At 62.8% G+C, this 25,111-nt stretch carries 21 protein-coding genes; 4 read left to right on the forward strand and 17 right to left on the reverse strand.

The window, feature by feature from the left end; all coding sequences use genetic code 11:
* Positions 1 to 22: 22 nt before the first annotated feature.
* The 8 genes from ACSFA3_RS06475 to ACSFA3_RS06510 form a co-directional block, all read right to left on the reverse strand.
* A complete protein-coding gene (locus ACSFA3_RS06475; RefSeq protein WP_435504546.1) occupies positions 23 to 2,323 on the reverse strand; it encodes an ATP-binding protein in 2,301 nt (766 codons plus the stop codon).
* 127 nt (positions 2,324 to 2,450) lie between these two features.
* Positions 2,451 to 3,506 carry a DMT family transporter gene (locus tag ACSFA3_RS06480; RefSeq protein ID WP_435504547.1) on the reverse strand — a complete coding sequence of 352 codons (1,056 nt, stop codon included), beginning with the start codon at positions 3,504 to 3,506 and terminating at the stop codon, positions 2,451 to 2,453.
* Between the two features lie 4 nt (positions 3,507 to 3,510).
* The gene (locus ACSFA3_RS06485; protein ID WP_435504548.1) at positions 3,511 to 4,758 is read right to left on the reverse strand and encodes a TolC family protein; all 1,248 of its coding nucleotides are present in this window, start codon (positions 4,756 to 4,758) and stop codon (positions 3,511 to 3,513) included.
* Positions 4,755 to 5,057, reverse strand: coding sequence for a DUF3240 family protein (locus ACSFA3_RS06490; protein ID WP_435504549.1), 303 nt, complete (start codon positions 5,055 to 5,057; stop codon positions 4,755 to 4,757). The genes ACSFA3_RS06485 and ACSFA3_RS06490 overlap by 4 nt, the downstream gene beginning before the upstream one ends.
* The gene (locus ACSFA3_RS06495; protein WP_435504550.1) at positions 5,050 to 8,145 is read right to left on the reverse strand and encodes an efflux RND transporter permease subunit; all 3,096 of its coding nucleotides are present in this window, start codon (positions 8,143 to 8,145) and stop codon (positions 5,050 to 5,052) included. Before ACSFA3_RS06495 ends, ACSFA3_RS06490 begins: the two co-directional genes overlap by 8 nt.
* A 1-nt stretch (position 8,146) precedes the next feature.
* Entirely contained in the window at positions 8,147 to 9,271 is a 1,125-nt protein-coding gene (locus tag ACSFA3_RS06500; protein ID WP_435504551.1) for an efflux RND transporter periplasmic adaptor subunit, read from the reverse strand.
* A gap of 78 nt (positions 9,272 to 9,349) precedes the next feature.
* Positions 9,350 to 9,832 carry a hypothetical protein gene (locus ACSFA3_RS06505; protein ID WP_435504552.1) on the reverse strand — a complete coding sequence of 161 codons (483 nt, stop codon included), beginning with the start codon at positions 9,830 to 9,832 and terminating at the stop codon, positions 9,350 to 9,352.
* Positions 9,829 to 10,101: a metal-sensing transcriptional repressor gene (locus ACSFA3_RS06510; protein ID WP_435504553.1), complete on the reverse strand. Its 273-nt coding sequence runs from the start codon at positions 10,099 to 10,101 to the stop codon at positions 9,829 to 9,831. Before ACSFA3_RS06510 ends, ACSFA3_RS06505 begins: the two co-directional genes overlap by 4 nt.
* A gap of 406 nt (positions 10,102 to 10,507) precedes the next feature.
* Between ACSFA3_RS06510 and ACSFA3_RS06515 the strand changes: the two genes are divergently transcribed.
* From ACSFA3_RS06515 to ACSFA3_RS06530, 4 genes are all read left to right on the forward strand, one after another.
* On the forward strand, positions 10,508 to 10,924 hold the full coding sequence (locus tag ACSFA3_RS06515; protein ID WP_435504554.1) for a ribbon-helix-helix protein, CopG family: 417 nt from the start codon (positions 10,508 to 10,510) through the stop codon (positions 10,922 to 10,924).
* A gap of 344 nt (positions 10,925 to 11,268) precedes the next feature.
* Complete coding sequence (locus ACSFA3_RS06520; protein ID WP_435504555.1) at positions 11,269 to 11,553, forward strand: hypothetical protein; 285 nt, start codon at positions 11,269 to 11,271, stop codon at positions 11,551 to 11,553.
* A gap of 333 nt (positions 11,554 to 11,886) precedes the next feature.
* Entirely contained in the window at positions 11,887 to 12,639 is a 753-nt protein-coding gene (locus ACSFA3_RS06525; RefSeq protein ID WP_435504556.1) for a DUF4224 domain-containing protein, read from the forward strand.
* Between the two features lie 128 nt (positions 12,640 to 12,767).
* Complete coding sequence (locus ACSFA3_RS06530; RefSeq protein ID WP_435504557.1) at positions 12,768 to 13,946, forward strand: AlbA family DNA-binding domain-containing protein; 1,179 nt, start codon at positions 12,768 to 12,770, stop codon at positions 13,944 to 13,946.
* A gap of 124 nt (positions 13,947 to 14,070) precedes the next feature.
* On the opposite strand, the gene ACSFA3_RS06535 is transcribed toward ACSFA3_RS06530, so the two are convergent.
* The 9 genes from ACSFA3_RS06535 to ACSFA3_RS06575 form a co-directional block, all read right to left on the reverse strand.
* On the reverse strand, positions 14,071 to 15,459 hold the full coding sequence (locus ACSFA3_RS06535; protein ID WP_435504558.1) for a tyrosine-type recombinase/integrase: 1,389 nt from the start codon (positions 15,457 to 15,459) through the stop codon (positions 14,071 to 14,073).
* Between the two features lie 517 nt (positions 15,460 to 15,976).
* The gene (locus ACSFA3_RS06540; protein WP_435504559.1) at positions 15,977 to 17,044 is read right to left on the reverse strand and encodes a LacI family DNA-binding transcriptional regulator; all 1,068 of its coding nucleotides are present in this window, start codon (positions 17,042 to 17,044) and stop codon (positions 15,977 to 15,979) included.
* Between the two features lie 9 nt (positions 17,045 to 17,053).
* Entirely contained in the window at positions 17,054 to 18,676 is a 1,623-nt protein-coding gene (locus ACSFA3_RS06545) for a GMC family oxidoreductase (protein WP_435504560.1), read from the reverse strand.
* On the reverse strand, positions 18,673 to 20,058 hold the full coding sequence (locus ACSFA3_RS06550) for an FAD-binding oxidoreductase (protein WP_435504561.1): 1,386 nt from the start codon (positions 20,056 to 20,058) through the stop codon (positions 18,673 to 18,675). The genes ACSFA3_RS06545 and ACSFA3_RS06550 overlap by 4 nt, the downstream gene beginning before the upstream one ends.
* On the reverse strand, positions 20,055 to 20,873 hold the full coding sequence (locus ACSFA3_RS06555) for a shikimate dehydrogenase family protein (RefSeq protein ID WP_435504562.1): 819 nt from the start codon (positions 20,871 to 20,873) through the stop codon (positions 20,055 to 20,057). Before ACSFA3_RS06555 ends, ACSFA3_RS06550 begins: the two co-directional genes overlap by 4 nt.
* A gap of 34 nt (positions 20,874 to 20,907) precedes the next feature.
* Positions 20,908 to 21,693: an SDR family oxidoreductase gene (locus ACSFA3_RS06560; RefSeq protein WP_435504563.1), complete on the reverse strand. Its 786-nt coding sequence runs from the start codon at positions 21,691 to 21,693 to the stop codon at positions 20,908 to 20,910.
* Position 21,694: 1 nt separating this feature from the next.
* The gene (locus ACSFA3_RS06565) at positions 21,695 to 22,399 is read right to left on the reverse strand and encodes an ABC transporter ATP-binding protein (RefSeq protein ID WP_435504564.1); all 705 of its coding nucleotides are present in this window, start codon (positions 22,397 to 22,399) and stop codon (positions 21,695 to 21,697) included.
* Entirely contained in the window at positions 22,383 to 24,179 is a 1,797-nt protein-coding gene (locus ACSFA3_RS06570; protein WP_435504982.1) for a branched-chain amino acid ABC transporter ATP-binding protein/permease, read from the reverse strand. The genes ACSFA3_RS06565 and ACSFA3_RS06570 overlap by 17 nt, the downstream gene beginning before the upstream one ends.
* A 22-nt stretch (positions 24,180 to 24,201) precedes the next feature.
* Positions 24,202 to 25,074 carry a branched-chain amino acid ABC transporter permease gene (locus ACSFA3_RS06575; protein ID WP_435504565.1) on the reverse strand — a complete coding sequence of 291 codons (873 nt, stop codon included), beginning with the start codon at positions 25,072 to 25,074 and terminating at the stop codon, positions 24,202 to 24,204.
* Between the last annotated feature and the right edge of the window lie 37 nt (positions 25,075 to 25,111).

Genomic DNA, 25,111 nt, shown 5'->3' on the forward strand with positions numbered 1-25,111 from the left:
GACAACGTTACCAAATGCTTGCTTAAGCTGCTGCCTTTGGGATCGTTTCAATCGTTCGTTCGACCTTTGGTTCATCCAGCACCTCGGCCACCTTGCTGGCCAGTGCCTCGATCGTGAAGGGCTTGGCCAGAAAATGGGTCCCCAGATCGATCACGCCGTTGTGCACCACCGCGTTGCGCGTGTAGCCGGTGGTGTAGAGCACCTTCAGGTGCGGCAGCCGTTCCAGCGCCTTGTCGGCCAGTTCCCGACCGGTCATGCCCGGCATGACCACATCGGTGAACAGCAGCACGGCATCCTGGCCCGCATCGATCATTGCCAGCGCTTCCGCACCGTTGGCCGCATGCAGGACCGTGTAGCCCAAGTCGCGCAGCGTCTCGCTGGCGATGACACGCAGGCGGTCATCGTCCTCAACCAGCAGGATGATCTCCTCGACCCGGCCCTTGCGCGTCGTGCCCTGCGCCGTGCGGCGGCTGGTTCTATCGACCGCACCCCAGTGACGCGGCAGGTAAAGCTTGAACGTCGTTCCATGACCGACCTCGGAGTAGACCTTCAGCTGGCCACCCGACTGGCTCGCGAAACCGAAGGCCTGGCTCAGGCCCAGGCCCGTGCCCTTGCCCACCGCCTTGGTAGTGAAGAACGGCTCGAACACGCGGGCCTGGACCTCGAGCGTCATGCCCTCGCCGCTGTCGGTCACCGAGAGCACCACGTAGTGGCCGACCGGCAAGTCGAACTCCAGGGCATAGGCCTGCTCGACATGCACGTTTGATGTCTCGATCGTCAGTTTGCCGCCCTTAGGCATGGCATCGCGGGCATTCACGCACAGGTTCATCAGCACGCTCTCGAGCTGATGGGGATCCACCCGCGTGACCCAGAGTCCGGCTGACTGGATGATCTCGAAGTGCACCGTCTCGCCCAAGGTGCGGGTCAAGAGGTCGCTTAAATCGGCCACCAGCCGGTTGAGATCGGTCGCCTCGGGCGCCATCGGATGCTGGCGAGAAAATGCCAGCAAGCGACTCGTCAGCGTGGCCGCGCGTCGAGCGCCGTCCATAGCCGACTCGATGTGGTGGGCGATCTTGGCTTCACCGCGAGTGACCTTGCGCTGCATCAGGGCAAGGCTTCCCACGATGACGGCGAGCATGTTGTTGAAGTCGTGGGCAATGCCACCGGTGAGTTGGCCGACCGCTTCGAGCTTCTGCAGCTGACGTACCTTTTCCTCAGCGAGTAGTCGTCCATCCTTCTCGACTTTTGATTCCTGAAGTTGGTTCTCGATCTTCAACTCTTGAAACTCAATGCGATTACCAAGCCTCGTGAATGCTTCGGCACGCTCCACCGCCAGCCAGGCGAGCTGAGCAACCTCCTGGATGAGGCCAACCTCGGCCTGCGTCCAGGACCGCACCGAGGCGCCGTGGACCACCATGCCGGCATGCCAGCGCTGTTTGGTGAGCAACGGCACCTCGACCCCCGACAGGACCCCCTGCTCGGCCAGGCCGGTCAAGTGACCGCCATGATCGTGCCTGCTGTCCGTAAAGCTCAGGACAGTGCCGCCGGCGCGCAACACCGCAGCGCCCGAACCGAACTTGTCAGTCGGAAAGATGCCTGACAGCGCCGGCAACGGGTCGTCGTTCCAGCCGTTGATGTATTGCAGTGTCGATGCCGTCAGCACCCGGTAGAAAGCCACGCGGTGCGCGCCCAGCCGCTCCCCAAGAAGCCGGGCCGTCAACCGCATTACCTTGTCCGGTTGTGTCAGCTCGCGTTGCTGGGCGGTGAGGCTGATCACGAACTCGCGTCCGGCCGAAAATTCACTCAGTGCCTGCTGCGCCTGTGCGATGACCTCGCTGGCCTGTCGGGCCGACGTGATGTCCTGGACCACGCCGCCAAAATCCACAACCTCACCCTGCTCGTCGCGACGCACCTTCGCACGACGCTCGATCCTCCGGTGTTCGCCATCGTCGGCACGCGCGATCTGGTATTCGACAACCTGGGCGGCGCTGCCATCGCGTCGGCTCCGGGCCGTCGACACGCCTTCGATTGCGTCGCTGTTCACCAAGACCATGGCCTCCAGGGTCGTGGCCGGGAATGACGACTGCACTTTCAAACCGAAGATCCGGCAGAAGCCGGGCGTCACATGGACAGTCTGCGACGCGACGTCGACGTTGAAGAGTCCGATGTTGGCCGCAGCCAGTGCAAAGTCGACAGGCAACTCACCGTGACTCTGGAGATCGGCGAGCGGCCGGGACTCGTCGGCTGCAGCTTGTGCCTCCGCCAAAGCCGTTTCGAGTTCGGCAATGCGTTTTTGATACTGCAGGATCAGTTCGGCGGGCATGATTGAGCCGTGTAACAGAAACGTGGAATTTACCTTACACCTCTATGTAAAAAGATACAGCTAGACCGTGGAGTAACCGCATCTGAGCTGCTCGCCGTCAAGCAACCCCCGGGGTCGGTCGAGCGAATCAATGTGTATGCCGGTGATGGGCATCCGGGACATGTGCATGTGCATGCCTTCCAGTCGCGTGAACATGAGAGTGGCTGTGAGAACCCACGATCGCGTCTTCGTGCGCATGGGTGTGATGGCCATCGTCGTGGCTGTGCGCATGCTCGTGCGCCATCGCCTCGTGGTCGTGTTCATGCCCGTGCGACTCCATCAGGTGAAGCGCGACGCCGAGCATCATCAGCGCGCCTCCGGCTGCCATCACCCAGGTGCCGCTGCGGTCGCCCAGCGCGATGGCCAAGGCTGCGCCAATGAAAGGCGCGAAGGCGAAGACGGAGCCGGTCCGCGCTGCACCGAAGGCACGCTGGGCCAACAGATAGAAACGCAGGCTCAGCCCGTAACCGCTGGCTCCGACCGCGAACAAGACCACCGCAGCCGTCAGCGACGGCAGCGGTTCACCGAAGAGCAGCGCCAGCATCGCAGTCGCCGCGGCGCCGATCGCAGCCTTGCCAAGTACCACCTGGCCCGGATCCCGTTCGGCCAGCGCGCGCGACAGCGTGTTGTCCGTACCCCAGGCGGCCGTTGCGACCAGGACGGCGAGCATGCCCCACAGCTGGGTCCCACCGCTTCGGCCCTGGTCCAGCACCAATGCCACGCCACCGGCCAGTAGCAGCAGCATGGCGGCCCACACGCGGCGGTCCATCGTTTCCTGGTAGAGCAGGCGCGCCAGCACGGCCGTGAACAGCGCTTCGAGCGTGAGCATCAGCGACGCGCTCGTGCCGCTGGTGTGCTGCAGACCCCAGGCCAGCGCCACCGGGCCGAGGACCGCGCCGAAAGCCGCCATCGAAAACAGGCGCGGCAGATCACCGCGCACCAGACGCGCCTCACGTTCCACGCGCTGTCGCGAAAGAAGACCCACCAGGGCAGCACCCGCATAAAGCAGCGCGGCCGTCGAGAAGGCGCCCAGACCCTTGCCGAAATGCTGCACCAGCGGCGTACTCACGCCAAACAGCGCTGCTGCCAGCAACGCCAGAAAGCCACCGCGAACGGCAGGCAGAGAAAGATGCCCGGTTTTCATCGTATTAATCAACCGCCAGGTCCCAGATCAGGTGGGCATCGACCAACAACCGGTAGTTGGCTTTGAGCGCCGCGGCGCGTGCCTCCTGAGCCGCTCGCGCGACCTCCAGGTATTGCCGCCGGGCCAGCAGCAATCCCTGCAGATCCGCTTCGCCGAGTGAGTACGCCCGTTGCGTCAGTCGCGCACTTTCCGCCGCCGCCGTTGCACCCTGCTCGGCAAGCTTCCAACGAGCAAAACTCCCTGTCGCATCGGCGTAGGTTTCGGCCACTCCTGACTCCAGATCGCGACGCTGTCGGTCCACGGCTTCGCGGGCGATCTCGACTTCCTGAAGGGTTTCGAGCGCACGCGCGTTCCGGTAGGTGCCGCCCAGCGGAATGCTCACGCTGACCCCGACGATGCGCTCGTTGCGAAAGGCCTCTGACGCCGCAAAGACACCGACCGTCGGATTGGGGATGCGATCGGCCGAGGCGCGCGAGGCGGCGAGTTCGGCCTTTCGCAACTGGGCTTCGGCAATCCGAAGAGGATCGGCCGCTTCGAGCACCCGCTGCACCCAGGCCGACTCGGTGTCGGGCACTGGTACAGGGTCGGGCATGAGGGTCGCCGCCTCGAGGGCGAGTTGGGCACCGGGAAATCGCACGCGCAGTTTCGCTCTCGCTTTCGCCACGTTGGACGTTGCTGCGCTGGCCAGCCGTTCGACCTCGGCATGGTCAGCCGAAGCCACGCTCACATCGAGCGACGACGCGTCGCCTGCGCGCTTGCGGCTGTCCACGGCCCGCAGGTTCGCCTGCGAGAAAGACCGCTGCTCGTTGAACAGCTTTTCAGTCTGCACGGCGGCAAGGCCGTCGAGCCACAGGTCCAGAAGCACGAGTGCGCTTTCGTGGATGGCCTCGCCGACACGAGACTCGGCGATCCGGATTTCCATCTCTCCGAGCTGCCGGTCGAGCTCGGCCTTGCCGTTGATCCGAATGGGACGTTCCAGCTGCACGCTCCACTCTTTCGAGTCGCCGCCGCCCATGCCGTAATTGCGCCGCTGCGCACCGATCCGCGTTGACCACTCGTTGGGCGATGCCACCAGCATCGCGGCGGTATGACCCGCAGCGACCAGGGCGCTTCGTGCGCCTCGCACCGAGGGGTCCTGCTCGATCCACGCCCGGGCCGGCACGGTGGCGGGCAGGTCGGGCGGTGTGGCGGAGGTCGTGGCGCCTGCTGGCAACACCCATCCTGCGAAGATCATCGCGGTCAACAGCTTCATTTGATTTCTCCCTCGAACGCCACGGGCGTCGCCCAGTAGCGGAGGCCGCTGCCCCTGAGTTCGCGTTGAATGGATTCGAGGATCGATGTCGCGGCGTCCTCGTCAAGGCACAGCTGCAGGTGCACGGCGCGCCGGCGTCCCATGACCTGTTCTTCGGCGTTCAGGCTTTCCGATGCGATTCCGTGCTCGAAGACATGGACGCTGGTAAAGACCTGGTCGCCGGCGCTGATCAGCAGCACGTCCAGCAGCTTTTCTTCGGCCCTGCTCGGACAGATCAGGTGGAGATGAACCTTAGTCATGGCTGGCCTCCAACATCGACTGGACCTTCGGATGCGCGAAGCGCAGGTAGAGGACCGGCAACAGGATCAACGTCAGGGCTGTGGCCGTGATCAGTCCGCCGATCACCACGATCGCCAGCGGGCGCTGGATTTCCGAACCCGGTCCGCTGGTGAAAAGCAACGGCACCAGGCTGAAGGCGGTGATGGCCGCCGTCATCAGCACGGGACGCAATCGCCGGCGCGATCCCTGCACGACGCACGTCATGAGGTCGTGGCCTTCGCCGTGGAGCTGGTTGAAGTAGCTGACCAGTACCACGCCGTTCAGCACCGCGATGCCGAGCAACGCGATGAAGCCGACCGATGCGGGAACCGACAGGTATTCGCCGGTGACCCACAGCGCGACGATGCCGCCCACCAGCGCGAACGGAATGTTGCTCAGCACCAGGAGCGCCTGACGCATCGAGCCGAAGGTCGTGAACAGGATCAGGAAGATGAATCCGATCGCCAGCGGAACCACCAGCGTGAGCCGGGCGGCTGCCCGCTGCTGGTTCTCGAACTGTCCCCCCCAGCTGATGCGGTAGCCGCTGGGCAACTTCACGTCGGAGGCCACTTTGGCCTTGGCCTCTTCCACGAAGCTCACCAGGTCGCGACCGGCGACGTTGGCGATCACGACGCCGTAGCGGCTTCCCATTTCCCGGTCGATCTTCACCGGGCCGGTTTCGCGCGTCAGCGTCGCCAGCGACTCCAGGGGAATGGTCTGTCCGTCGGAGGTGGTGATGCGCAGCGCGGCGAACTCGGCCGGCGAGATCTTCACGCTGTCGGGACCGCGGATCACGATCGGGATGCGACGGTTGCCATCGATCACGGTGCCCGCGCGCTGCCCTTCGATCTGCGAGCGCAGGGCGTCCTGCACGTCTTCGATGGAAAGGCCGTAGCGGCCCGCGTTGAGTCGATCGACGACCACCCGGAGGTACTGGACACCGTCGTTCTCCACCGTGTAGACATCCTGGTTGCCCGGGACGGTCTTCATCAGGCTCTCCACCTGGGCCGCGAGCTCGTTGAGCTTGTCCAGGTCGGGCCCGAAGATCTTGATGGCCAGATCGCCGCGAACGCCGATGATCATCTCGGAGACCCGCATGTCGATCGGCTGGGTGAAGCTGTAGCTGATGCCGGGCATCTGGTCGAGCACTTCGCGGACGCGGGCGATCAGCGCATCCTTGCTCGCCAGCTTCCACTCCGCTCTCGGCTTTAGCACGAGGAAGGTGTCGGTCTGGTTGAGTCCCATCGGATCGAGGCCGATCTCGTCGGAACCCGCACGCGCCACGACCCCGGTGATCTCGGGGATCTGGCTCATGAGCGCCTGGTGAATCTTCAGGTCGAGCGCGGCCGTCTCTTCGAGACTCACCGAAGGAAGCTTCTCGATGCCGACGATGATGTCTCCCTCGTCCATCGGCGGCAGGAAGGTCTTGCCGACCTGGGTGTACACACCCGCGGCCACCGCGAGCATGAGACCGGCCACGACGTACACCATGCGCTGATGGCCCATCGCCCATGCCAGGACCGGTTCGTAGAGCTTCAGCAGCTTGCGCGGCAGCCACGGTTCTTCGTGCGACACCTTCTTCAGCAAGAAGGAGGACAGGACGGGGATGATGGTCAGCGACAGCAGCAGCGAACTGACCAGCGCGAAGACGATCGTCAGGGCCACGGGAACGAAGTATTTGCCTTCGAGGCCCTGCAGGGTCAGGAGCGGCAGGAACACCGTGATGATGATCAGGATGCCTGCCGAAACCGGCACCGAGACCTCGCGCACCGCGCGCAGGACGACGTGCAGGCGCGGCGGCTGTCGACCTGCCGTTTCCTTGCCGAGGTGCTGGACGATGTTCTCGACCACCACCACGGCCGCGTCGACCAGCATGCCCAAGGCGATCGCGAGACCGCCCAGGCTCATGAGGTTGGCCGACATCCCGGCCGCGCGCATCATGATGAATGTGCCCAGCGCCGACAGCGGAAGAATGACCGCAACGGCGACGGCGGCGCGCAGGTTGCCAAGAAAGACACCCAGCAGCACCAGCACGATCAGCGTGGCTTCGATGAGAGCCGCAGACACGGTGCCCACCGCTTTCTTGACGAGCTCGGCACGGTTGTAGAACACGTTGATCGTCACGCCGGCCGGTAACGCGGGTTTGAGTTCCTCGAGCTTCCGGGTCACGCCTTCGACGACTTTTTGAGCATTGGCGCCGGCCAGGCCCAGCACCAGACCCTCGACGGCTTCGGCATTGCCGTCCTTGGTGACGACGCCGTACCGCGTGACGCTGCCGTCGCGCACCATTGCGACATCACCGAGCCGCGCCGGGCTCGTTCCCTTGTTGCTCACGACGATGGCGCGCAAGTCATCTGCAGTCTTGATGTTGCCTTCGCTGCGGACCAGCAGTACTTCACCGCCCTCGCCAAGACGGCCTGCGCCGTCGTTGCGGTTGTTGGCCTCAATCGCGCTCTTGAGCTGACCGGTCGATACCCCGAGCGCCGCGAGCTTGACCGGGTCGGGCACCACCTCGAAGCTGCGAACCTTGCCACCCAGTGCGTTGACGTCGGCAACGCCGGGCACCGAGCGAAGCGCCGGCCGGATGACCCAGTCGAGCAAGGCGCGCCGATCTTCGAGCGACATCTTCTCCGCGTCCACGGTGAACATGAACATCTCGCCGAGCGGCGTCGTCACGGGGGCCATGCCTCCAGTGATGCCGGACGGGAGGTCACCCGTGATGTTGGCGAGTCGCTCGGCCACCTGCTGCCGGGCCCAGTAGATGTCGGTGCCGTCCTGGAAGTCGACCGTCACGTCGACCAATCCGTACTTGGACACCGAGCGGAGCATCCGTTGCTGGGGAATGCCGAGCATCTCGACCTCGATCGGCCCAGCGATCCGGCTTTCTATTTCTTCCGGCGTCGTGCCGGGTGCTTTCATGATGACCTTCACCTGCGTGCTGGACACGTCGGGAAAGGCGTCGATGGGCAGTTCGCGAAACGCATACCAGCCGAAGCCGGCCAGCAGCGCGGTTGCGAGCAGCATGAACAGGCGCTGTGTCAGCGCAAATTGGACCAGACGGCTCAGCACGTCAGTTGCTTCCGCTCTTGCCCAGCCAGGCAGCCTTCAACGCGATCACCGATCCCGTGGCCACCTGCTCACCGGCACGCAGGTCGCCGGTCACCTGGACCGACTGCCCGGCGCTGGAGATGACGGTCACGGCCTTCGCCACGAACCCTTTCTCCGTGCGGACGAACACGTAGGCCTTGTCGTCTTGGCGGGCAATCGCCGGCAGTGGCAGCGCCCAGCCTGCAGCGTTCGGTGTGAACGGCACCTGCACCTGGACCATCTCGCCGGGGCGAAGCAGGTTCGCGCCGCTCACCACCCGAGCCCGAAGCGTGACGCTCTGGTTGTCACTGACGACGGCGCCGACAGACATCGGCGTGGCCTTGACTTCACGCCCCACGACTGCGAGGGCGCCGTTGTTGGCAGAAGAAAGGGCCTGCTGCCGATCGGACGGCACCTGCACGTCCAGCCAGAGCTGCTGGGTGCTGACCAGGCGCAGCAGCGCGTCGGAGCCCTGGACGCGCTGACCTGTCTTCACTTCCAATTCGACCACCGTGCCTGCGCTCCTGGCGCGCACGACCAGTCCATCCTGAAGACTGCCGCTGTCACCCATCTTGCGGATCGCCGTCGGATCGACACCCGCCAGTCTCAGCGATGCCTCGGCGAATCGGAGACGCGCAACCGCCTCCTGATTGCTGGCGTTGGCTTCCTGGACCCTGCGTTCGGGAATGATGCCTTCTGCGAAGAGCTGACGCTCACGAGCGGCCGTCTGTCCAGTCAGCCGTGCTTTGCTGGACGCTTCCAGAAGCTTGAGCTGCAGGTCTCCGAACTCCGGACTGCTCAGCCGCAAGAGCGGCTGGCCTGCCTTGACGGTCTGCTGCTCATCGACCAACAGCTCTTCGACGCGGCCTCCGAAGGGTGCGCTGACGACCTGGTTACCGCTGGGAGGTACCACGACCTTCGCCGGGTAGGCCATGCCGGCGATCGGCGCCTGCTTCTCGAGCGGAAGAAGGGTGACGCCCAGCGCCTGTAGCTGCGAAGCCGAGACCGGAAATTCCGCGGAAACGGGCGTCGCGGCATTGACGCCGGCAATCAGAAAGAAAGTCTGGAGGCAGCCGAGCAGCGCGCGCCTGGCAAGAAGATAGAACATGAAAACTCCACGAGTAAGCGGTATTGCCGTTCCCGGAACGGCAAGTTCGATGCAGCTCGAAGGACGAGCTGCGGCGGCTTAGACGGGGAGGATGGGAGGCGCTCGCCCATCTGGCGGAACGGTGCGAAACAGTGGGATCGGTGGTCGACTCCGGTCAGGCCGCCACTGAACAATCGCCTGCGCGACGGGCCGTGCAAGGAGACTGAAAAAAAAGAAAAGTGGGACCAGGAACTGAGGCTCGATCGATGACGCAGATGCACCCAAGTCGGAAGGAGCGCTGCGTATCGCCGAAAGCGAGTGGCCACCATGAGCCTTGCGCTCTGCGCCTGCATCAACGTTCGAGTCATGATCACCTTCATCAACGTCACTGACCGCCGTGCGGTTGTGCTCATGCTGATCGGCGTGAGTGGAGTAACTGTCGACCCCTCCGTCATGGTGATGCTGGTGAAAAGGCGAGCTGACCAGATCGAACACGACCAGCATGACGAAAAGCCACTGGACGAGCGCTTTCCAGTCGAGCGGTGCAGCCGCTGCAAAAGGTCGTGTGGGCCTGATGTTCACAGGTACTTCGCCAGTTTCTTGAGTTCGGCAACCGCATCGGCAGACGACCTCGGACCGACGCCGACATCAGTGAAGCAGTGATCGAGATGCTCCTGGATCAACAGCTTCTTGGCCGCCATGACTGCCTTTTCGACCGCGTGCAATTGTTGAGCGATGTCGGCACACTCACGCCCCGCCACCATCATTTCGATGACGTTCTGGAGGTGACCATCCGCGCGCTTGAGGCGTTTGATCAGATCTGGATGGGTTAGATGGCGATGTTCGAGCACGATGCATCCTACCCCAGGGGATACGTTTGAAGTGTGAAAGGCATTGACTCAAAGGAGTTTTGAGTGGAGTTTGTAATTAGGTTAGAGCCGTAGCCGTGATGGACTTCAACGACACCATCAAGTTCTACGAGCAGTGCTTGACCCCCGCGTCGTCAACGCTGATCCTGCCTACTGGTGAACCAGTATTGCAGCAGCTTCAACGTTGCCAATCAACGAACGAAGTGCAGGCCCGAGCGTCGATCCAAGCTCCTTGAAAATCGACGCTTGCGAGCGAGGAAGCGATCTGTTTACTCGTTTAACGTGTCGCAGACGAAGACAGCGGGCCGCATTCGAAAAGAACCAGTAAGGTCTGTAGTTAAGAATGGACCACAAGTGTCTTTCCCCAAACACATTCAGGTACTTCGCAATGAGTAAATCGATGCCGGACCCGCGCAAAATCAACATCGTCAGCTCCCCACGATCAAAGGCAAGCGCAACGTTGAAGCCGATCAGCTTTCGCCTTCCGCCGGATCAACTTCTCGAGCTGGAGGAACTTGCGCGAAGCAGAAATGTCAGCCGCTCCCACCTTGTTGTTCAGGCAATCGAGCGTTGCAAGAAAGATGGCATCTGGCGCGTTGGGCTCGAGAAACAGGGCGACAAAGCAAAATCTCTAGTACCGCCTGCAGATCTCGTGACTTTGTCAAATCAACTTTTGGCTTTCGCAATCGTGTTGGAGCAAATGCTGCCAAGAATTCGAAGCCAAAAAGCGAAAGATCAAGCTTCACGTATCTACTGGGATGCTCGCCTTGGTCTTGAAAATTTGCGGTCAAGTCTCGGATGCTAATCAGAATCAGCAACTATCGGCGCAAGCAACAACGACGCCCAAGCGATCTGCGTAGGCTAATTCGTTATCTATTTGAACCCAAGCCTTCCATACACAGTCGTGCCAAGCGATTGCTTGGCCCGCCCGAATTGCATCACTTATTACTCACGGCAAGGCCGTGGGGATCTGAAATTGGCGAATCGGCCGATGATCTCACCCGCCAGTTCATCCAGTATTGCCGCGAAGCATCCTCACCCAGCCCCGTTCCCGCGGTTTGGTATGTACAGTTCATCTTTTCCTTTTCGCCAGCTTCCACTTCCACACTCCGGTGCCCTACCGATGGCCATCGGTCCCCAGCATCAGGCATGTCGCACAGCACTAACGCCATCCGAGTTGCCAAAGATGCTCTCGACTTTCTTGGATGGAGCGACTCACAGCCATCCCTCTTCGTTGTGCACGGCGACAGAAAACACGTGCACGTGCATGCGGTAATTGCCATCCCGGTCTACGGCGGCGGCACCTGGGACGTTCTTCGGTTCTCAAGGCAACAGCTTCACGAGATTGCAAAATTTGCAACAGAAGCTTTTGACCTACCGACGAGGACTCGGGACGCCTCCATCAGAGATAAAGAAAAAAAGCTCAAGGACTGATCGTCCACTAACACTAAGTTGCGGCAACACCACATTAAGGCCGATCAGTTGAAAAGACTTTTGAAAGTAGCGGAAACCGCCTATGATCTCAAACCCGCAGCTGGTTAAGCCAGCTGCGGTTGCTGAGGCTGGATCGACTTCGAGATGCGGTGATTCCCAAAGTCCGCTAATTTCGGTCCTCTTCGAGTTCTTGCCGTCCTCATTCAATGGGGAGTCGTGGAGGCGCCACGATCATTGAATCGCTTGCAGCGACTTAATACAGGCTTGAAAGCACAGGTTCGGCCTGCCGCGCACGGGATCGTTTCGACGCTTTTAGGCGTCTGGAGCCGCCCCATGAGCGCACGGAAATCTTTGCAATCAGCACACGTAAGTTCGACAGAACAGTCATTTGTATGGCTTTTTCTTCGCCCTGCAGAGGTCGATCACTTGTGTCACCCCTTTGAAGAATTTGCAGACCAGCGAGAATTTCTAACCAGCATTGGCGTGCCGTTTTTGGTTTCGCCGTCTGGAAGGCCAGTCGTCGGACGAGAGGCGTTGTTTGCAATTTTGAACCAAGCAGGCCAAGAGACGGTTAAATTAACCGGCTGTCAAATTAAATCACAGTCTGACGATGTTCGTTCAGACTTGCCCAATTCTTGCGATGACGCCTCAATTGACCTTAGAGAGAACGCCGACGACATACAAATTCGAACACTCAACCGTGGGAAAAAGAAAATTAAACGAAGCACGGAACAAGGTATCGACCCTACTAATCTTTCAGATGACCGGACAATTTTATTAAGATCTGTAGTGGTCGATCAAATCGGTGCAAGCGCAAAAACGGGAACACAGCGCGAAAATGATCGGCGCGAGTGCGGCGTGCAGCGTGGCCGCGTGGCTGCGACCCGGCTCGCTGAACTTTTCCCGCTGTCAACCATGCTGGAAAATGTTGCAGCTGCGAAGGTGTTGGGCAAGAAGCCGCAAACGCTGCGTCGGTGGTCAAGCCAACAATCAGGTCCCATTCAATCTACGAAGGTTGTGGGAAGAATCATGTGGTCAATTGCAGACCTTCAGAATCTGTTGGATGGCAGCGTTTCGTCAATTTGACCCTACAACTATTGCCGCCTGCGCGGTGGTTTTGAACCGCCAGGCAGTACAAAAAGTCAACGCCAACCTGAGCCAAATGTCGCGGAATCCGGAACAACCCGAAAATTGGTTTAAGAGAGAGGGAATACATGCTTCCGTACACCCTGAACAAGATCGATGCCGCAGTCATGCAAGAGATTTGCGAACTCCATTTCAGCGAATCCGAGACCGTGGATTTCAAGCAGGAGCTCACCAAGGCAAATGATGCTGGCAAGAATGAGCTCGCCAAGGATGTCGCTGCCATGGCTAATGCCGATGGTGGAGACATCGTCTTCGGCATAAAAGAAGAAAAGGGCAGCGGTGAAAGGCCAGGTGGCACGGCAGAAAGCATTGTGCCAATCACCGACGAGCCTTTCGAAGTCGCCCAGCGCCGCTTTGTGCAAACCCTGGATTCATGGCTCGAGCCTAAACTTCGAGGCATTCAGTACAAGTATGTGGCTGTACCAGGCGGATACGTGATGGTGGTCCGCGTGCCCGCCTCCTTCGACGGGCCGCACTGCACACGCAACTCAAACGATCAAAGGCGCTTTGCAATCAGGAACGGAACGGTGACGACGGACATGAGTTACGACCAAATCCGCAATGCTTTTGATCGCACAGCGTCACTCGCTGAGAAGGCCCGGGAACTCACAAATCAGCGAATGGCGATGGTGGTCGCCCGTCAGACGCCTCGCCCGATGGACCCAGTTCCCATCTGTGTGGCCGAATTTGTCCCGCTCTCGGGCTTGGCCGGCCGCGCAAAGGTCGACGTAGCCAAACTGCACAAGGACGACTTTGGCTTCCTTGCGCTTCCGAAATGGCGCAGTGGCGGCATCTCGCGGTCTCTAAACTTGGACGGCCTCATCGTTCACCCTGGTGGTCGCGACACCGTCAACGCGATGACGCACGTGTTCCGCGACGGTCGGCTCGAATTCCTTTTGATTGGCGGCAGTGAACGCGAGGAGGGCCGCAAGCTCATCTGGTCCAAAATCGTCACAGACTTCATCGAACAAGCTGCGCAGGCGTCGTTCCAACTCGCCGAGAAATGCGGAATGAGCGGCCCTGCCATCCTGACCTTCGCTTTGATGCATGTCGCTGACCACGAATTTGCGATTAAGGACCACTTCTTCCAGCTTTCGCCAGCGAAAGCTGATCGGAGCAACCTCATCTTCCCTGAGGTTTGGATCGAGGATGTGTCGGTGAAAGTGGACGTGGCTGAACTGGTAGCACCGACGATCGAGGTTCTCTGGCAGGCCTTCGAGTTCGAGCGAGCCCAGCAACAGGATTAGGTAGCGAGCTTCAATGGGTCGTCTCTGGCGTTCATCCGGATTGGCTTGAGAGGCCGGAAGTCGCCAACACTTTGTTAGTCAGGAAGCCTCACTCGATGAACACCCAGGTCGGCGCTGAATCGCTCTACGCCGTCGCCTTTTGTCTTACGGTCTTCTTCACCTTCTCGACTTTTGGCTTTTCAACATACAACGATTGCAGCCTTGCTTTTTCGATGACGAAGTTCTCGTATCGCTCCAGCCAAGGGCGAAGCTGTTCCACCGTACGCGGCTTGTAATGTTCATCCATGGTCTTGACGACATGTCCGATGATTTGCTCCATCGCGCTTGCAACACAACCCGCTTCTTCGTACAGAAGCGAGTACGTACGCCTGAATCCGTGGATCGTTAAATGCGGTAGCTTGGCGGCCGCCAGCACGCGGGCGAGCGACTTCCGCGAATCTTGGACATAGCCCCGCTTTGACCTCTTCGATGCGAATACGTATTCGTTAATCTTGGGCATGGCTTTGAAGACGCTCTCAATGTACGGCGTCATCGGCAGCACTCGAACGCGCTCAACGTCCTCCGTGGTCTTGTTGTGAATCGTGAACTTCTTCCACCGGAAATCGATGTCGGACCATTTGACGGCCGACACCTCTTCTCGTCGAGCTCCACTGAGCAGAATGACAGTCAAGTAGCCAGCAAAGGCGCGGTTCTTCATCAGGTCCATGCTTGCGAAAAAATCTTCCAACTGACCAACCTCCAGGAGGTCCTTTCGCCGCGCGCCTGTGCCTGACGGAATGTTGTCCTGGACGGTGGAACTCCGAACCGCGCGGGCGTCCACGATGGACTTGTAGTCGACTTGAGTGCTGCACCAGCGCAGCATGCCGCTCAGCCATTCGCTCCCGGCCTTCACCGAAGCGTACCCTGGCTTACGGGCTGTCTTCTTCTTCGTTGACCGCGCCGCAATGGCCGCAAGCTCAGCGACCGCCCATGCATGGACGCGGTTGTCGTCGAGGTCTTTCAGAAGGACACCGTTCAAGCTAAAGAGGATGCCTGGCACAGTCTTTTTTGTGCCTCTCTTCGGAAGCTTGCCGCCCGGGCTCATCGCGTTGGCGCGCTTGTCGTTGTAGCTCAGCGACCAATCTCGGCCTTTCTTCGCTGTCCCACGATCCATGTAATCCATCCAAACCTGGCCGACTGTCACTCCGACCTTTCGCTTCTCGTCTTGAGCAGCCACCGTAGCGGCCAGGATTTTCTCCATTTCGAGCCGCGGGTCGAGGCCGTCGTTGATCATCTTCTGCAGTCGAACCGCCTCGGCCTTTGCCTCCGGTATCGTCAGCGTTGCGCAGCGGCCGATGGTGAGCCTGATGGACTTGCCGAGCAGCGAGCCTTGGAAGATGAACGAAGGCGTGCCGTTCGGCTTGAGCCGGACGCCGAGGTTCGGGGCATTCAAGTCCCACAGGAACACCTGCGCCTTGTCAGTTGGGCACTTGAGGGCTTGAATGCGGGCAACGGTCAAAGTTACTTTAGACATCCCTCATTATCCCTTACCTCGTCGCGGAGGTAAGGCCGAGGTAAGAGAAAAAAATAAACTCGGTTCAACACCGTTCAATCATCAGAGGTTCCAAGATGACTTCTCTCCTCTGAAACACACTCTGAAAGCGACATCGATCAACGCCAAAGCAGCATGAGAACTGATCATTCGTAATGAGAAGGTCGGGTGTTCGATTCATCTCTCCGGCACCAATCGCAGTATGGAAAGTCCGCTATCTAAAAGATAGCGGACTTTTTCTTTTTGTGCGTCATGTCGTCTCCGTGTAGCCAGTTGCCCCAGCACGTCCGTACTGCTCCAGCCTTTATGGCTGACCGAAAGCAAACAGTTCGAATGCCTCTGAGCGTACCTAAGTGCAACCTCTGCGGCTGTATAACGCTCCCGAGTCGCGAAACGCGCACTCGCGCTCGCGCTCGCTGGTTGGCGTCTCCCAAGGTCGGGCTGGTTCGCAAGCGAGCCCGTTTGGAAATTTTGTCGAGTGGTACGGAGATCTCCCGGCCTAAGGAAGTAACTTATCGAGCGCGGCCGCAGGCCAATGTACGACCCCAAGACTTTCACGCACGATCAGGGCCGTCTCGAGCGGCTTGCTCGGCTGAATTTCCTGTCCTTCCAAAAGCGCAACTATGCGGTGCGCTGCCAGTACGCCGATGGATTCGGTCGGTACGCGGACCGTCGTCAGCGGTGGTACCACGATGGCCGCATGCTCAATATCGTCGAAGCCGGTGATCGACAGATCCTCCGGAACGCGGATGCCGCGACGGCGGCATTCGTCGATGGCGCCGATGGCCTGCAGGTCGGTGCCGCAGATCAACACCGTCGGCGGCGTGGCATGCGTCATGAAAATGCGAACCGCTTCCCGCCCGCCTTCGAAATTGAAGGGCTGCTCGGTCACCATCGCCGCATCGAGCGAAAGCCCTGCGGCCTTCAAGGCTGCGCGTGTGCCTGCCGCACGCGACCTCGCTCGCTCGTTCGTGCCTTCGAATCCGTTGCACAGCGCGATGCGGCGATGCCCTTTCTTCGCGACTAGCGACGCAAGATCGAAAGCCGCGTCGTAATAGGAAAAGCCGATGCAGTGAGGATAGTGAGAGCCGTCGATGGACCACGTCATCACATAAGGAAGCGCGTATTGCCGCGCCAGCTCGAAGACCTCGCTCGAATGGTCGGTGCCGACCAGCACCAGCGCATCGACACCCCGCTCGACGATCGTTTTCAGGAGGTCGATTTCGCGCTCAGGTTCGTATTCGTGGCTGGCCACCAGCAGCTGGTAGCCGCTCTTCCACAGCGTCTGCTGCAGTTCGTGAATGGACACGGAAAAGATCGGATTGCTGAGCGTCGGGTAGATGGTCGCGATCATCCGGGTGCGACGCGAAGCCAGCGCCTGCGCCGCGCCGTTGCGCACGTAGCCGAGCTGCGCAACGGCCAGCCGGACTTTCTCCAACGTCGCAGGCTTGACCTGCTCCGGTATCGAGAGTGCGCGCGATGCGCTTCCAAGCGAGACACCCGCCAGGCGGGCTACGTCCTCTAGTGTCGAGCGTCGTTCGGAACTCATCGGGAAGAGAAAATTCATCGGAGATGTCTAGCTGCGTCCGACTGCATCTTCTAGGATAAGGTCGGACGCCTTCTCGGCGACCATCATGACCGCGGCCTGGATGTTGCCCGAAACCATTTTCGGCATGACCGACGCATCCACCACCCGCAAGCCTTCCAGCCCACGCAGTTTGAGGCGGAGATTGACTACGGCGCCATCATCCTCGCCCATCCTGCAGGTGCCGATCGGATGATAGATGGTCTGTCCGTTGCGGCGTGCGAACGAAAGCCATTCGGCATCCGTGCACACCTGCGCGCCCGGACTCATTTCATCGACCACGTAATTGCGTAATGCCGGTTGGGCGACGATGCGACGTGCGATCTGCATGCCGCGCACCATGCACTCCTCGTCGATCTGATTCGACAGGAAATTCGGCCGGATGGAAGGTCCGGCATACGTGTCGGGCGACTTGATGTGAATTGTGCCGACGGAGTGCGGCCGCAATTGAGTGACGCCAATCGTCATGCCCGGCAGCCGGTCGAGGATGCGTTCCGCAGCGTTCGCATAGCTGGCGTGGACGAAGAAGAACTGCACATCGGCTGTTTCCATTTCCGGCCGCGTCTTCACGAACGCATTCACCAGCCCGGTGCCCAGCGTGAGGATGCCGGTCTTGCGCGCGTAGTACTGCGACACCGCCAAGCCGAGCCGCCAGTTGCGGGACATCTCGTTGAGCGTGATCGCGTTCTTCACACGCCAGTTCATGCGGGTGCAGAAGTGGTCGATGTAATTCTCGCCGACGCCCTTGAGTTCGTGCCGCACCGGTATGCCGTGCGCCTGCAGCAATGCCGGCTGGCCTATGCCCGAGAGCTCGAGCAGTTGCGGCGACTGGATCGCGCCTGCCGCAAGAATCACCTCGACCCGCGCGGCGACCGTGATCTCCTTGCCGTCCCGGCGGTAGGTCACGCCGGTGCATCGCTTGCCTTCGAGTTCCAGGCGAAGCACGTGTGCGTGCGTGGCAACCGTCAGGTTTTTGCGCGCCAACGCCGGCTGCAGATAGCCGTCGTAGGCGCTCCAGCGCCGGCCGCGGTTCTGCGTCACCTGGTAGTAGCCAACGCCCTCCTGGCGCCCGGCGTTGTAGTCGTCGTTGAACGGCAGCCCGTCTTCCTTCGCCGCTGCGATGAATGCATCGGCAATGGGAAAGCGCTCGGCGACCTGCGCCAGCCTGATGGGACCGTCGTGACCGCGCGCCGGGCCGCCCTTGTCGTAGTTCTCCAGCTTGCGGAAATACGGCTCGACGTCCTTCCATCCCCAGCCGAGCGCGCCGGCTTCACGCCAGGCTTCGTAGTCGCCGGCCTGCCCGCGCACGTAGACCATGCCGTTGATCAGCGTCGAGCCGCCCAGCCCCTTGCCGCGCGGCACCGAGATTACGCGGTTGTCGGTGTTCTCTTCGGCTTCGGTCTGGAAGCGCCAGTTGTACTGCTTGTTTGTAAGCAGCTTGGCGAATCCGGCGGGGATGTTGATCCACATGCTCGCCGGCTCGCCACCGGCTTCGAGCATGAGTACTCGATGAGAGCCGGAGGCAGTGAGTCGGTTGGCAAGGATGCAGCCGGCGGTGCCGCCGCCGACGATGATGTAGTCGTATTCCTCGCCGATGGGTGAGTTCAGGTTCATGACGAAATTACCTTTCCAGGGTTCATCGTTCCAGCCGGGTCCAGGGCCCGCTTGATGCGGCGGGCCAGATCGAGTTCGGGTGCGGCCCGGCATCTTTCGAGCTCGCTCACCCGGTATTGGCCGATGCCGTGCTCGGCCGAGATGCTGCCGCCGTGCCGCACCACGAGATCGTGGACCAGCATGTTCAACGCGCGACCGTCGGCCTCGGGCGAAACGACGACGTTGTAGTGGATGTTGCCGTCGCCCGCGTGGCCGAACGCGTTGACGCGCGATCCCACAAATGCGTCCGCCACCGCAGCGTCGGCTTCCTGCAGGAACGCGGGAATGCGCGCGATGGGCACCGACACGTCGTGCTTGAGCGAACGCCCTTCGCGCGATTCGGCTTCGGTGATGGATTCGCGCAGCAGCCAGAGCTCGCCCTCCTGGCGCTCCGATTCGGCGATGACGCCGTCCGTCGCATCGCCGTCTTCGAGCACCGCGCCGAGCAGCGTCTCGACCGCGTCGCGCAGGCCCGGCAGACACGAACTCGCCTCGACCAGGACGAACCAGTCGGAGGCCGCCAGCGGCGCCTTCACGCCCTGGTGCTTTGCCACCAGTTCGAGCGCCGCACCCGACATCAGTTCGAACGCGTTCAGCGTCTCGCCGATCTGCCGGCGCGCCGCGCGCAGCACCTTCAGCGCCGCGTCGGGCGTCGGCACAGCCAGCAGCGCGGTCACGCGGTGGCTCGACAGCGGCGCCAGCTGCAGCACTGCGGCGGTGACGATGCCCAGCGTGCCTTCGGCGCCGATGAACCACTGCTTCCAGTCGTAGCCGGCGTTGTCCTTGCGCAGCCGGCGCAGGCCGCTGACGATCTCGCCCTGCGCGGTCACGACTTCGAGGCCCAGCACCCGCGTCCTCGACATGCCGTAGCGCAGCACGTTGGAGCCGCCGGCGTTGGTCGACAGGATGCCGCCGATGCGCGCCGATCCCTCGGCCGCCAGGCTGATCGGCAGCATCAGGCCCGCCTCGGTCGCGGCTTCCTGCGCGGTCTGCAGGATGCATCCGGCCTCGACCTCCATCGTCTCGCCCAGCGTGTCGATGTCCCGGATGGCGCTCATCCGCGCCAGGGAAATCACGACCTGTCGGCCGCTGCCGTCGGGCGTCGCGCCGCCCGAGAGTCCCGTGTTGCCGCCGAACGGCACGATGGCGATGCCCAGCCCGGCGCACAGCCGGACCACCTCTGCCACTTCCTGCGTCGAGCGCGGCAGCACCGCGCAGCGGGCCTGGCCGCGAAAGACGTGGCGCCAGTCCACGTTGTAGGTTTCGAGGTCGTCCGCGCCGGTGACGACGCCGCGCTCGCCGACGATGGCATGCAGCGCGTCGATCAATTTCGCATCGCTCATGGCGGGGAGGCCTCCGCGGCTGGGCCGCCCATGAATTCGGCCATCAGCGCGACCTGGGTCGCCAGCATCGGCGCGCCGAAATGCACCCTGCAGCCCCTGGCGGCCGCTGCGCGCAGCAGCGCGGTCTCGACCGGCTGCATGATGATTTCCGCCACGGTCTGCCCGGGCGCGAGCCGGTCGACGTCGAGCGGCAGCGCATCGCCTTCGAGCAGCCCCAGCGACGTGCCGTTGACGACGATGTCATGCCGCGACGGATCGTCGGTGCCGACGGCGAGCGTCAGGCCGGCGAAGTCTTCTTGCATGCGGCTCACGAGTTCGGCAGCCTTGGCTGTCGTCCGGTTGGCGATGGTCAGGCGCGAGATGCCGGCCTGCGCCAGCGCGTAGGCGATCGCGCTGGCCGCACCGCCGGCGCCGGCCAGGTAGACGCTGCGGCCGGCCGGCTCGATGCCGACGCTGCGCAATCCGGCGACGAAGCCTTCGCCGTCGAGGATGCCGCCGACCAGGCGGCCGTCGGCGGTACGCCGCACGACGTTCACCGCGCCGATGCGCGCCGCGGCCGGCGTCAGCTCGTCGCACAGTGCGGGAATCGCCGTCTTGTGCGGCACCGTGACGACGAAGCCGCCCAGGTTGTTCATGCCGCGCAGGCCCTGCACCACGGTTGCGAGATCGCCCGGCCCGACGTGGACGGGCACCATGACGCCGTCGAAAGCGCGGGCGTCGAACAGCCGATTGATGCCCTGTGGCGTTTTGACGTGGTGGATCGGGTCGGCCAGGATGGCGAAGATGCGGGTGGTTCCGGTGATTTGCGCGGTCATCGATGAGTCCAGTTGATTCGGTTCGGGGGCTTGATCAGGTCATCAGCCAGCCGCCGGCCACGTCGATCACCTGGCCGGTGACGAAGTCGGCCTTCGGCGAGGTGAGGAACACGCAGGCGTCGGCCACTTCGGCCGGCTTGCCGAGCCGCCGCAGCGGCGTGACGTCGATCACCGCGTCGTTCGCGGCGCGCGGGGCGCCGGCGACCATCGGCGTGTCAATGCGGCCCGGGGCCAGCGCGTTGACGGTGATGCCGTACGGCCCGAGCTCGCCGGCCAGGTGGCGCGTCATGCCGATCAGCGCGGCCTTGGTCGTCCCGTAGTGCGCGGCCACGATGTCCAGGTAGGCCTTGCCAGCGACCGACGACATCGACACGATGCGGCCGAACCGGCGCTCCACCATGCCGGGCGAGAGGATGCGCACGAAGTTGAAGACGCTGTGCAGGTTGACGTCAATCACCCGGTGCCACTCCGACGGGTCCATCTGCCAGATCGGGGCAGGCTTGCCCGCATGCTTGGGCGAGATGCCGGCGTTGTTGACGACCGTGTCGATGGCGCCGAGCGCGGCTTCGATGACGGCGCAGGCTGCGGCGCAGGCGCCGTAGTCGGCCACGTCGGCCTGCGTGAAATGCACGCGATGGCCGGCGTCGGCGAGTCGGTCGGCCAGCGCCTGTCCGGCCGCCGCGTCGAAGTCGACCAGGCCGACCGCCGCGCCGTCATGCGCATACGCTTCGGCGAGCGCCGAGCCGATGCCGCCCGCCGCGCCGGTGACCAGCACCACGCGTCCGATGTGCAGGCGATCCGGTGTGTTCGTCGACGTCATCTTAGTGTCCCAGGTAGGCGCGCCGCACATGCGGGTTTGCCAGCAGTTCGCTGCCCGTGCCGGTCAGCGTGATGGTGCCGTTCTCCAGCACGTAGCCTCGGTCGGCCAGCTTCAGCGTGTGGAACACGTTCTGCTCGACCAGCAGCACGGTGGTGCCGCGCGAGGCGACCAGACGGACCACGTCGAACATCTGTTCCACCAACAGCGGCGAAAGGCCCAGCGACGGCTCGTCCATGATCAGCAGCTTCGGTCCGGCCATCATTCCGCGCGCGATCGCCACCATCTGCTGCTCGCCGCCGGAGAGCGATCCGGCCAGTTGCGGCAGCCGCTCCCGGACGCGCGGAAATATCTTCAGGACCTCCGCCAGGCTCTGGTCGCGCACGCTGCGGGCCGAGCGCTTGTAGGCGCCCATCAGCAGGTTTTCCTGCACCGTCAGGAACGGGAACAGCTGGCGCCCTTCGGGCACCATGCTGATGCCGAGTTCGACGATCTCGTGCGGCGCCTTGCCCGAGAGCGCCCGGCCCTCGAACTCGATGCTTCCCCCGGTGGCCTGGAGCAGGCCGCACAGGGTCTTGAGCGTGGTCGTCTTGCCGGCGCCGTTGGCACCGACCAGCGTCACGACCTCGCCCTGCTGCACGTCCAGCGAAACGCCGCGCAGCACTTCGCTCTTGCCGTAGCCGGCGCTGATATCACGCAGTTTGAGCATCGAGATACCCCTTGCCCAGATAGGCTTCAATGACGGCCGGATCGTTGACCACGTCGGCGGGTTTGCCTTCGCGTAGCAGCTTGCCGGCGTTGATGACGATGATTCGGTCGGACAGCGCCATGGTGGCCTGCATCAGGTGCTCGATCATGAGCACCGACACGCCCGAATCGCGGATGTTGCGGATCATCTGGATGGCCCGCGCGACGTCGGTGGGGTTCAGCCCGGCGAGCACTTCGTCAAGCAGCAGCACCTTCGGCCCGGTGGCGAGAGCGCGCGCCACCTCGAGCCGCTTCATGCCGCCGACGGTGAGGCCGCGCGCCTCATGTTCGAGCAGGCTCGTCAGGTCCGTCAGTTCGGCGACCCGGCGCGCGATGGCTTCGGCTTCGGCGGCGTTCTGCGTGCGCATGAAGGCGCCCAGCATGATGTTCTCGCGCACCGACAGACCGGAGAACGGCTGCACGATCTGGAAGGTGCGTCCGACGCCGTTCTGAGCGAAAGCCTCGGGCGACGTGGGCTGCGCCCATTGGCCGTCGGCAAGCCGCACCTTGACCGTGCCGGCGTCCGGCGCGATGAAGCCCGACAGCTGGTTGAAGACGGTCGTCTTGCCCGCGCCGTTCGGCCCGATCACGCCGAGGATTTCGCCTTCGTGCAGCGTCAGCGAGACGTTGTCCGTCGCCTGCAGACCGCCGAAGCGCTTCTGCAGGCCTTCGGCGACCAGCAGCGGCTGGCCCGGCCGCGCGGCAGCCGGCGCGGACCGCACCGCGGTGGACACCGGCGCCGATGCGGCCGCGACCTTGCGCGCACCCGGCAGCCGGTCGATCAGCGCCAGCGCGCGTCCGCCCAGGTGGCCGACGAGACCGCGCGGGAAGAACAGCACCACAAGCACCAGAACCACGCCGTACACGAAACCGTGCGTGCCGTTGCCCAGCGCGCTGAGCCAGCCGCGCGACAGCTCCGCGGCCGGCAGCACCAGCACCGTGCCGAGCAGCGGGCCGGCCACGGTGCCCAGGCCGCCGATCAGCGCGAACATCGCGATCTGGATCGAGAGTTCGAGCGAGAACGCGGCGGACGGCTCCAGGAAGGTCAGGTACATCGCGTGGAAGGCGCCAAGGAAGCTGGTGAGCGCGGCGGAAATGACCGCCGCGGCGATCTTCACGCGGACGGCGTTCACGCCCACGGCGCGGGCCGCGTCCTCGCGCTCGCGCACGGCGATCAGGTAGAAGCCGAAACGCGAGTAGCGGATGATCCAGCTGATCCACAGCGTGACCGCGAGGAAGCCGAAGGCGATCGCCAGGTAAAGCCACTTCTCCCGGAAGATCATCCATTTCAGGCCGATGTTGAGCGGCACGTTCAGGCCAGCGGAACCGCCGGTGAAGCCCTCGAAATGGATGACGAGAAGCTTGCAGACTTCAAGGAAGGCGATGGTCGCCAGCGCGAAAAACGGTCCCCGCAGCCGTAGCGTCGGGTAGGAGATGACCAGCGCCGCGACGACCGCGACGGCCGCCCCGCCGAACATGCCGATCCACGGCGAGAGGCCGAAGTGGATCACCAGCATGGTCGTGACGTAGCCGCCGATGGCGTAGAAAACGGCGTGCCCGAGCGACAGCTGCCCGGCATAGCCGCCGACGATGTTCCATGCCGTTGCCAGCGCACCGAAGATGCAGACCTGGACGGCGAGGTGATAGACGAAGGGCGAGTTGACCAGAAGCGGTGCGACCAGGAGCGTCAGCAGCGCCGCGGCGCCGACGTAGGCGCGCGGATGGGTCATTCTTGGAAAGATCATGGCTTGAACCCTGTTTCGGCTATTCAGAACCGCGGCCGAGACCGAAGAGCCCGGTCGGGCGCACGGTCAGGATCACCAGGAAGATCACGAAATACACGACCTCCTTCAGGTCCGAGCCCACGAAGAAGCCCGCGAAGCTGTCGATGAGCCCGATGAACAGCGAGCCGACCACCGCGCCGGGCAGGCTGCCCAACCCGCCGAGCACGACGACGACGAAGGCCGTCAGCACGAAGTACTGGCCCACGGTCGGGAACACCGGGTACTGCACCGCCAGCAGGCCCGACGCCAGCCCGAGCAGCGACGTGCCGAGCGCGAAGACCAGGATGTAGGCCTTGTTGACGTTCACGCCCATCAGCGCGGCAGCCGCACGGTTCTGCGCCAGCGCACGGAACCCGCGACCGGTGAAGGTGTGCTGAAGGAAAAGGTATACGCACAGCGCAACGAGCAGCGCGACGACGAAAGTGACCAGCTGGCCGGTGACGATGCTGATCGGCCCGATCTGGAAGGCGTTGGCGCCGAAGCTGGCCTGGACGCTGCGGACGTCGGCACCGAAGATCATCAGCGCCAGGTTCAGCAGCGCGGTCGACAGGCCGACCGTCGCGAAGATCTGGATGTGCGGTTCGGCCGACAGCAGCGGCTGGATGATGAAGCGCTGCGTCGCCGCGCCGATCACCAGCAGCAGCAGCGCGACCGGGATGACCGTCGCGTACGGGTGCATGCCGGTGTGCGAGGCGATGAACCAGGTGGCGTACAGGCCGACCATCAGGAGCTCGCCGTGCGCGAAGTTGACGACCCGCACGACGCCGAAGATAAGCGTCAGGCTGATGCTGATGATGGCGTATGCGCCGCCGAGCAGCAGGCCGTTGACGAGCAGCTGGAGAAAAATGGACATGAGGTCTCCCCTGCCGCGCGCGGTCGGCGCGCGGCTG

The sequence above is a fragment of the Variovorax glucosi genome, assembly GCF_051216695.1.
In the GTDB taxonomy this organism is placed as follows: domain Bacteria; phylum Pseudomonadota; class Gammaproteobacteria; order Burkholderiales; family Burkholderiaceae_C; genus Variovorax.

Excerpts from the sequence above, each read along its gene's own strand:
- ACSFA3_RS06520 (WP_435504555.1), top strand. The coding sequence starts at position 11,269 with ATGTCGCACAGCACTAACGCCATCCGAGTTGCCAAAGATGCTCTCGAC.
- ACSFA3_RS06530 (WP_435504557.1), top strand. The coding sequence starts at position 12,768 with ATGCTTCCGTACACCCTGAACAAGATCGATGCCGCAGTCATGCAAGAG.
- ACSFA3_RS06515 (WP_435504554.1), top strand. The coding sequence starts at position 10,508 with ATGAGTAAATCGATGCCGGACCCGCGCAAAATCAACATCGTCAGCTCC.
- ACSFA3_RS06565 (WP_435504564.1), bottom strand. The coding sequence starts at position 22,399 with ATGCTCAAACTGCGTGATATCAGCGCCGGCTACGGCAAGAGCGAAGTG.
- ACSFA3_RS06480 (WP_435504547.1), bottom strand. The coding sequence starts at position 3,506 with ATGAAAACCGGGCATCTTTCTCTGCCTGCCGTTCGCGGTGGCTTTCTG.
- ACSFA3_RS06540 (WP_435504559.1), bottom strand. The coding sequence starts at position 17,044 with ATGAATTTTCTCTTCCCGATGAGTTCCGAACGACGCTCGACACTAGAG.
- ACSFA3_RS06575 (WP_435504565.1), bottom strand. The coding sequence starts at position 25,074 with ATGTCCATTTTTCTCCAGCTGCTCGTCAACGGCCTGCTGCTCGGCGGC.
- ACSFA3_RS06545 (WP_435504560.1), bottom strand. The coding sequence starts at position 18,676 with ATGAACCTGAACTCACCCATCGGCGAGGAATACGACTACATCATCGTC.
- ACSFA3_RS06560 (WP_435504563.1), bottom strand. The coding sequence starts at position 21,693 with ATGACGTCGACGAACACACCGGATCGCCTGCACATCGGACGCGTGGTG.
- ACSFA3_RS06490 (WP_435504549.1), bottom strand. The coding sequence starts at position 5,057 with ATGACTAAGGTTCATCTCCACCTGATCTGTCCGAGCAGGGCCGAAGAA.
- ACSFA3_RS06535 (WP_435504558.1), bottom strand. The coding sequence starts at position 15,459 with ATGTCTAAAGTAACTTTGACCGTTGCCCGCATTCAAGCCCTCAAGTGC.
- ACSFA3_RS06555 (WP_435504562.1), bottom strand. The coding sequence starts at position 20,873 with ATGACCGCGCAAATCACCGGAACCACCCGCATCTTCGCCATCCTGGCC.
- ACSFA3_RS06485 (WP_435504548.1), bottom strand. The coding sequence starts at position 4,758 with ATGAAGCTGTTGACCGCGATGATCTTCGCAGGATGGGTGTTGCCAGCA.
- ACSFA3_RS06525 (WP_435504556.1), top strand. The coding sequence starts at position 11,887 with ATGAGCGCACGGAAATCTTTGCAATCAGCACACGTAAGTTCGACAGAA.
- ACSFA3_RS06475 (WP_435504546.1), bottom strand. The coding sequence starts at position 2,323 with ATGCCCGCCGAACTGATCCTGCAGTATCAAAAACGCATTGCCGAACTC.
- ACSFA3_RS06550 (WP_435504561.1), bottom strand. The coding sequence starts at position 20,058 with ATGAGCGATGCGAAATTGATCGACGCGCTGCATGCCATCGTCGGCGAG.
- ACSFA3_RS06500 (WP_435504551.1), bottom strand. The coding sequence starts at position 9,271 with ATGTTCTATCTTCTTGCCAGGCGCGCGCTGCTCGGCTGCCTCCAGACT.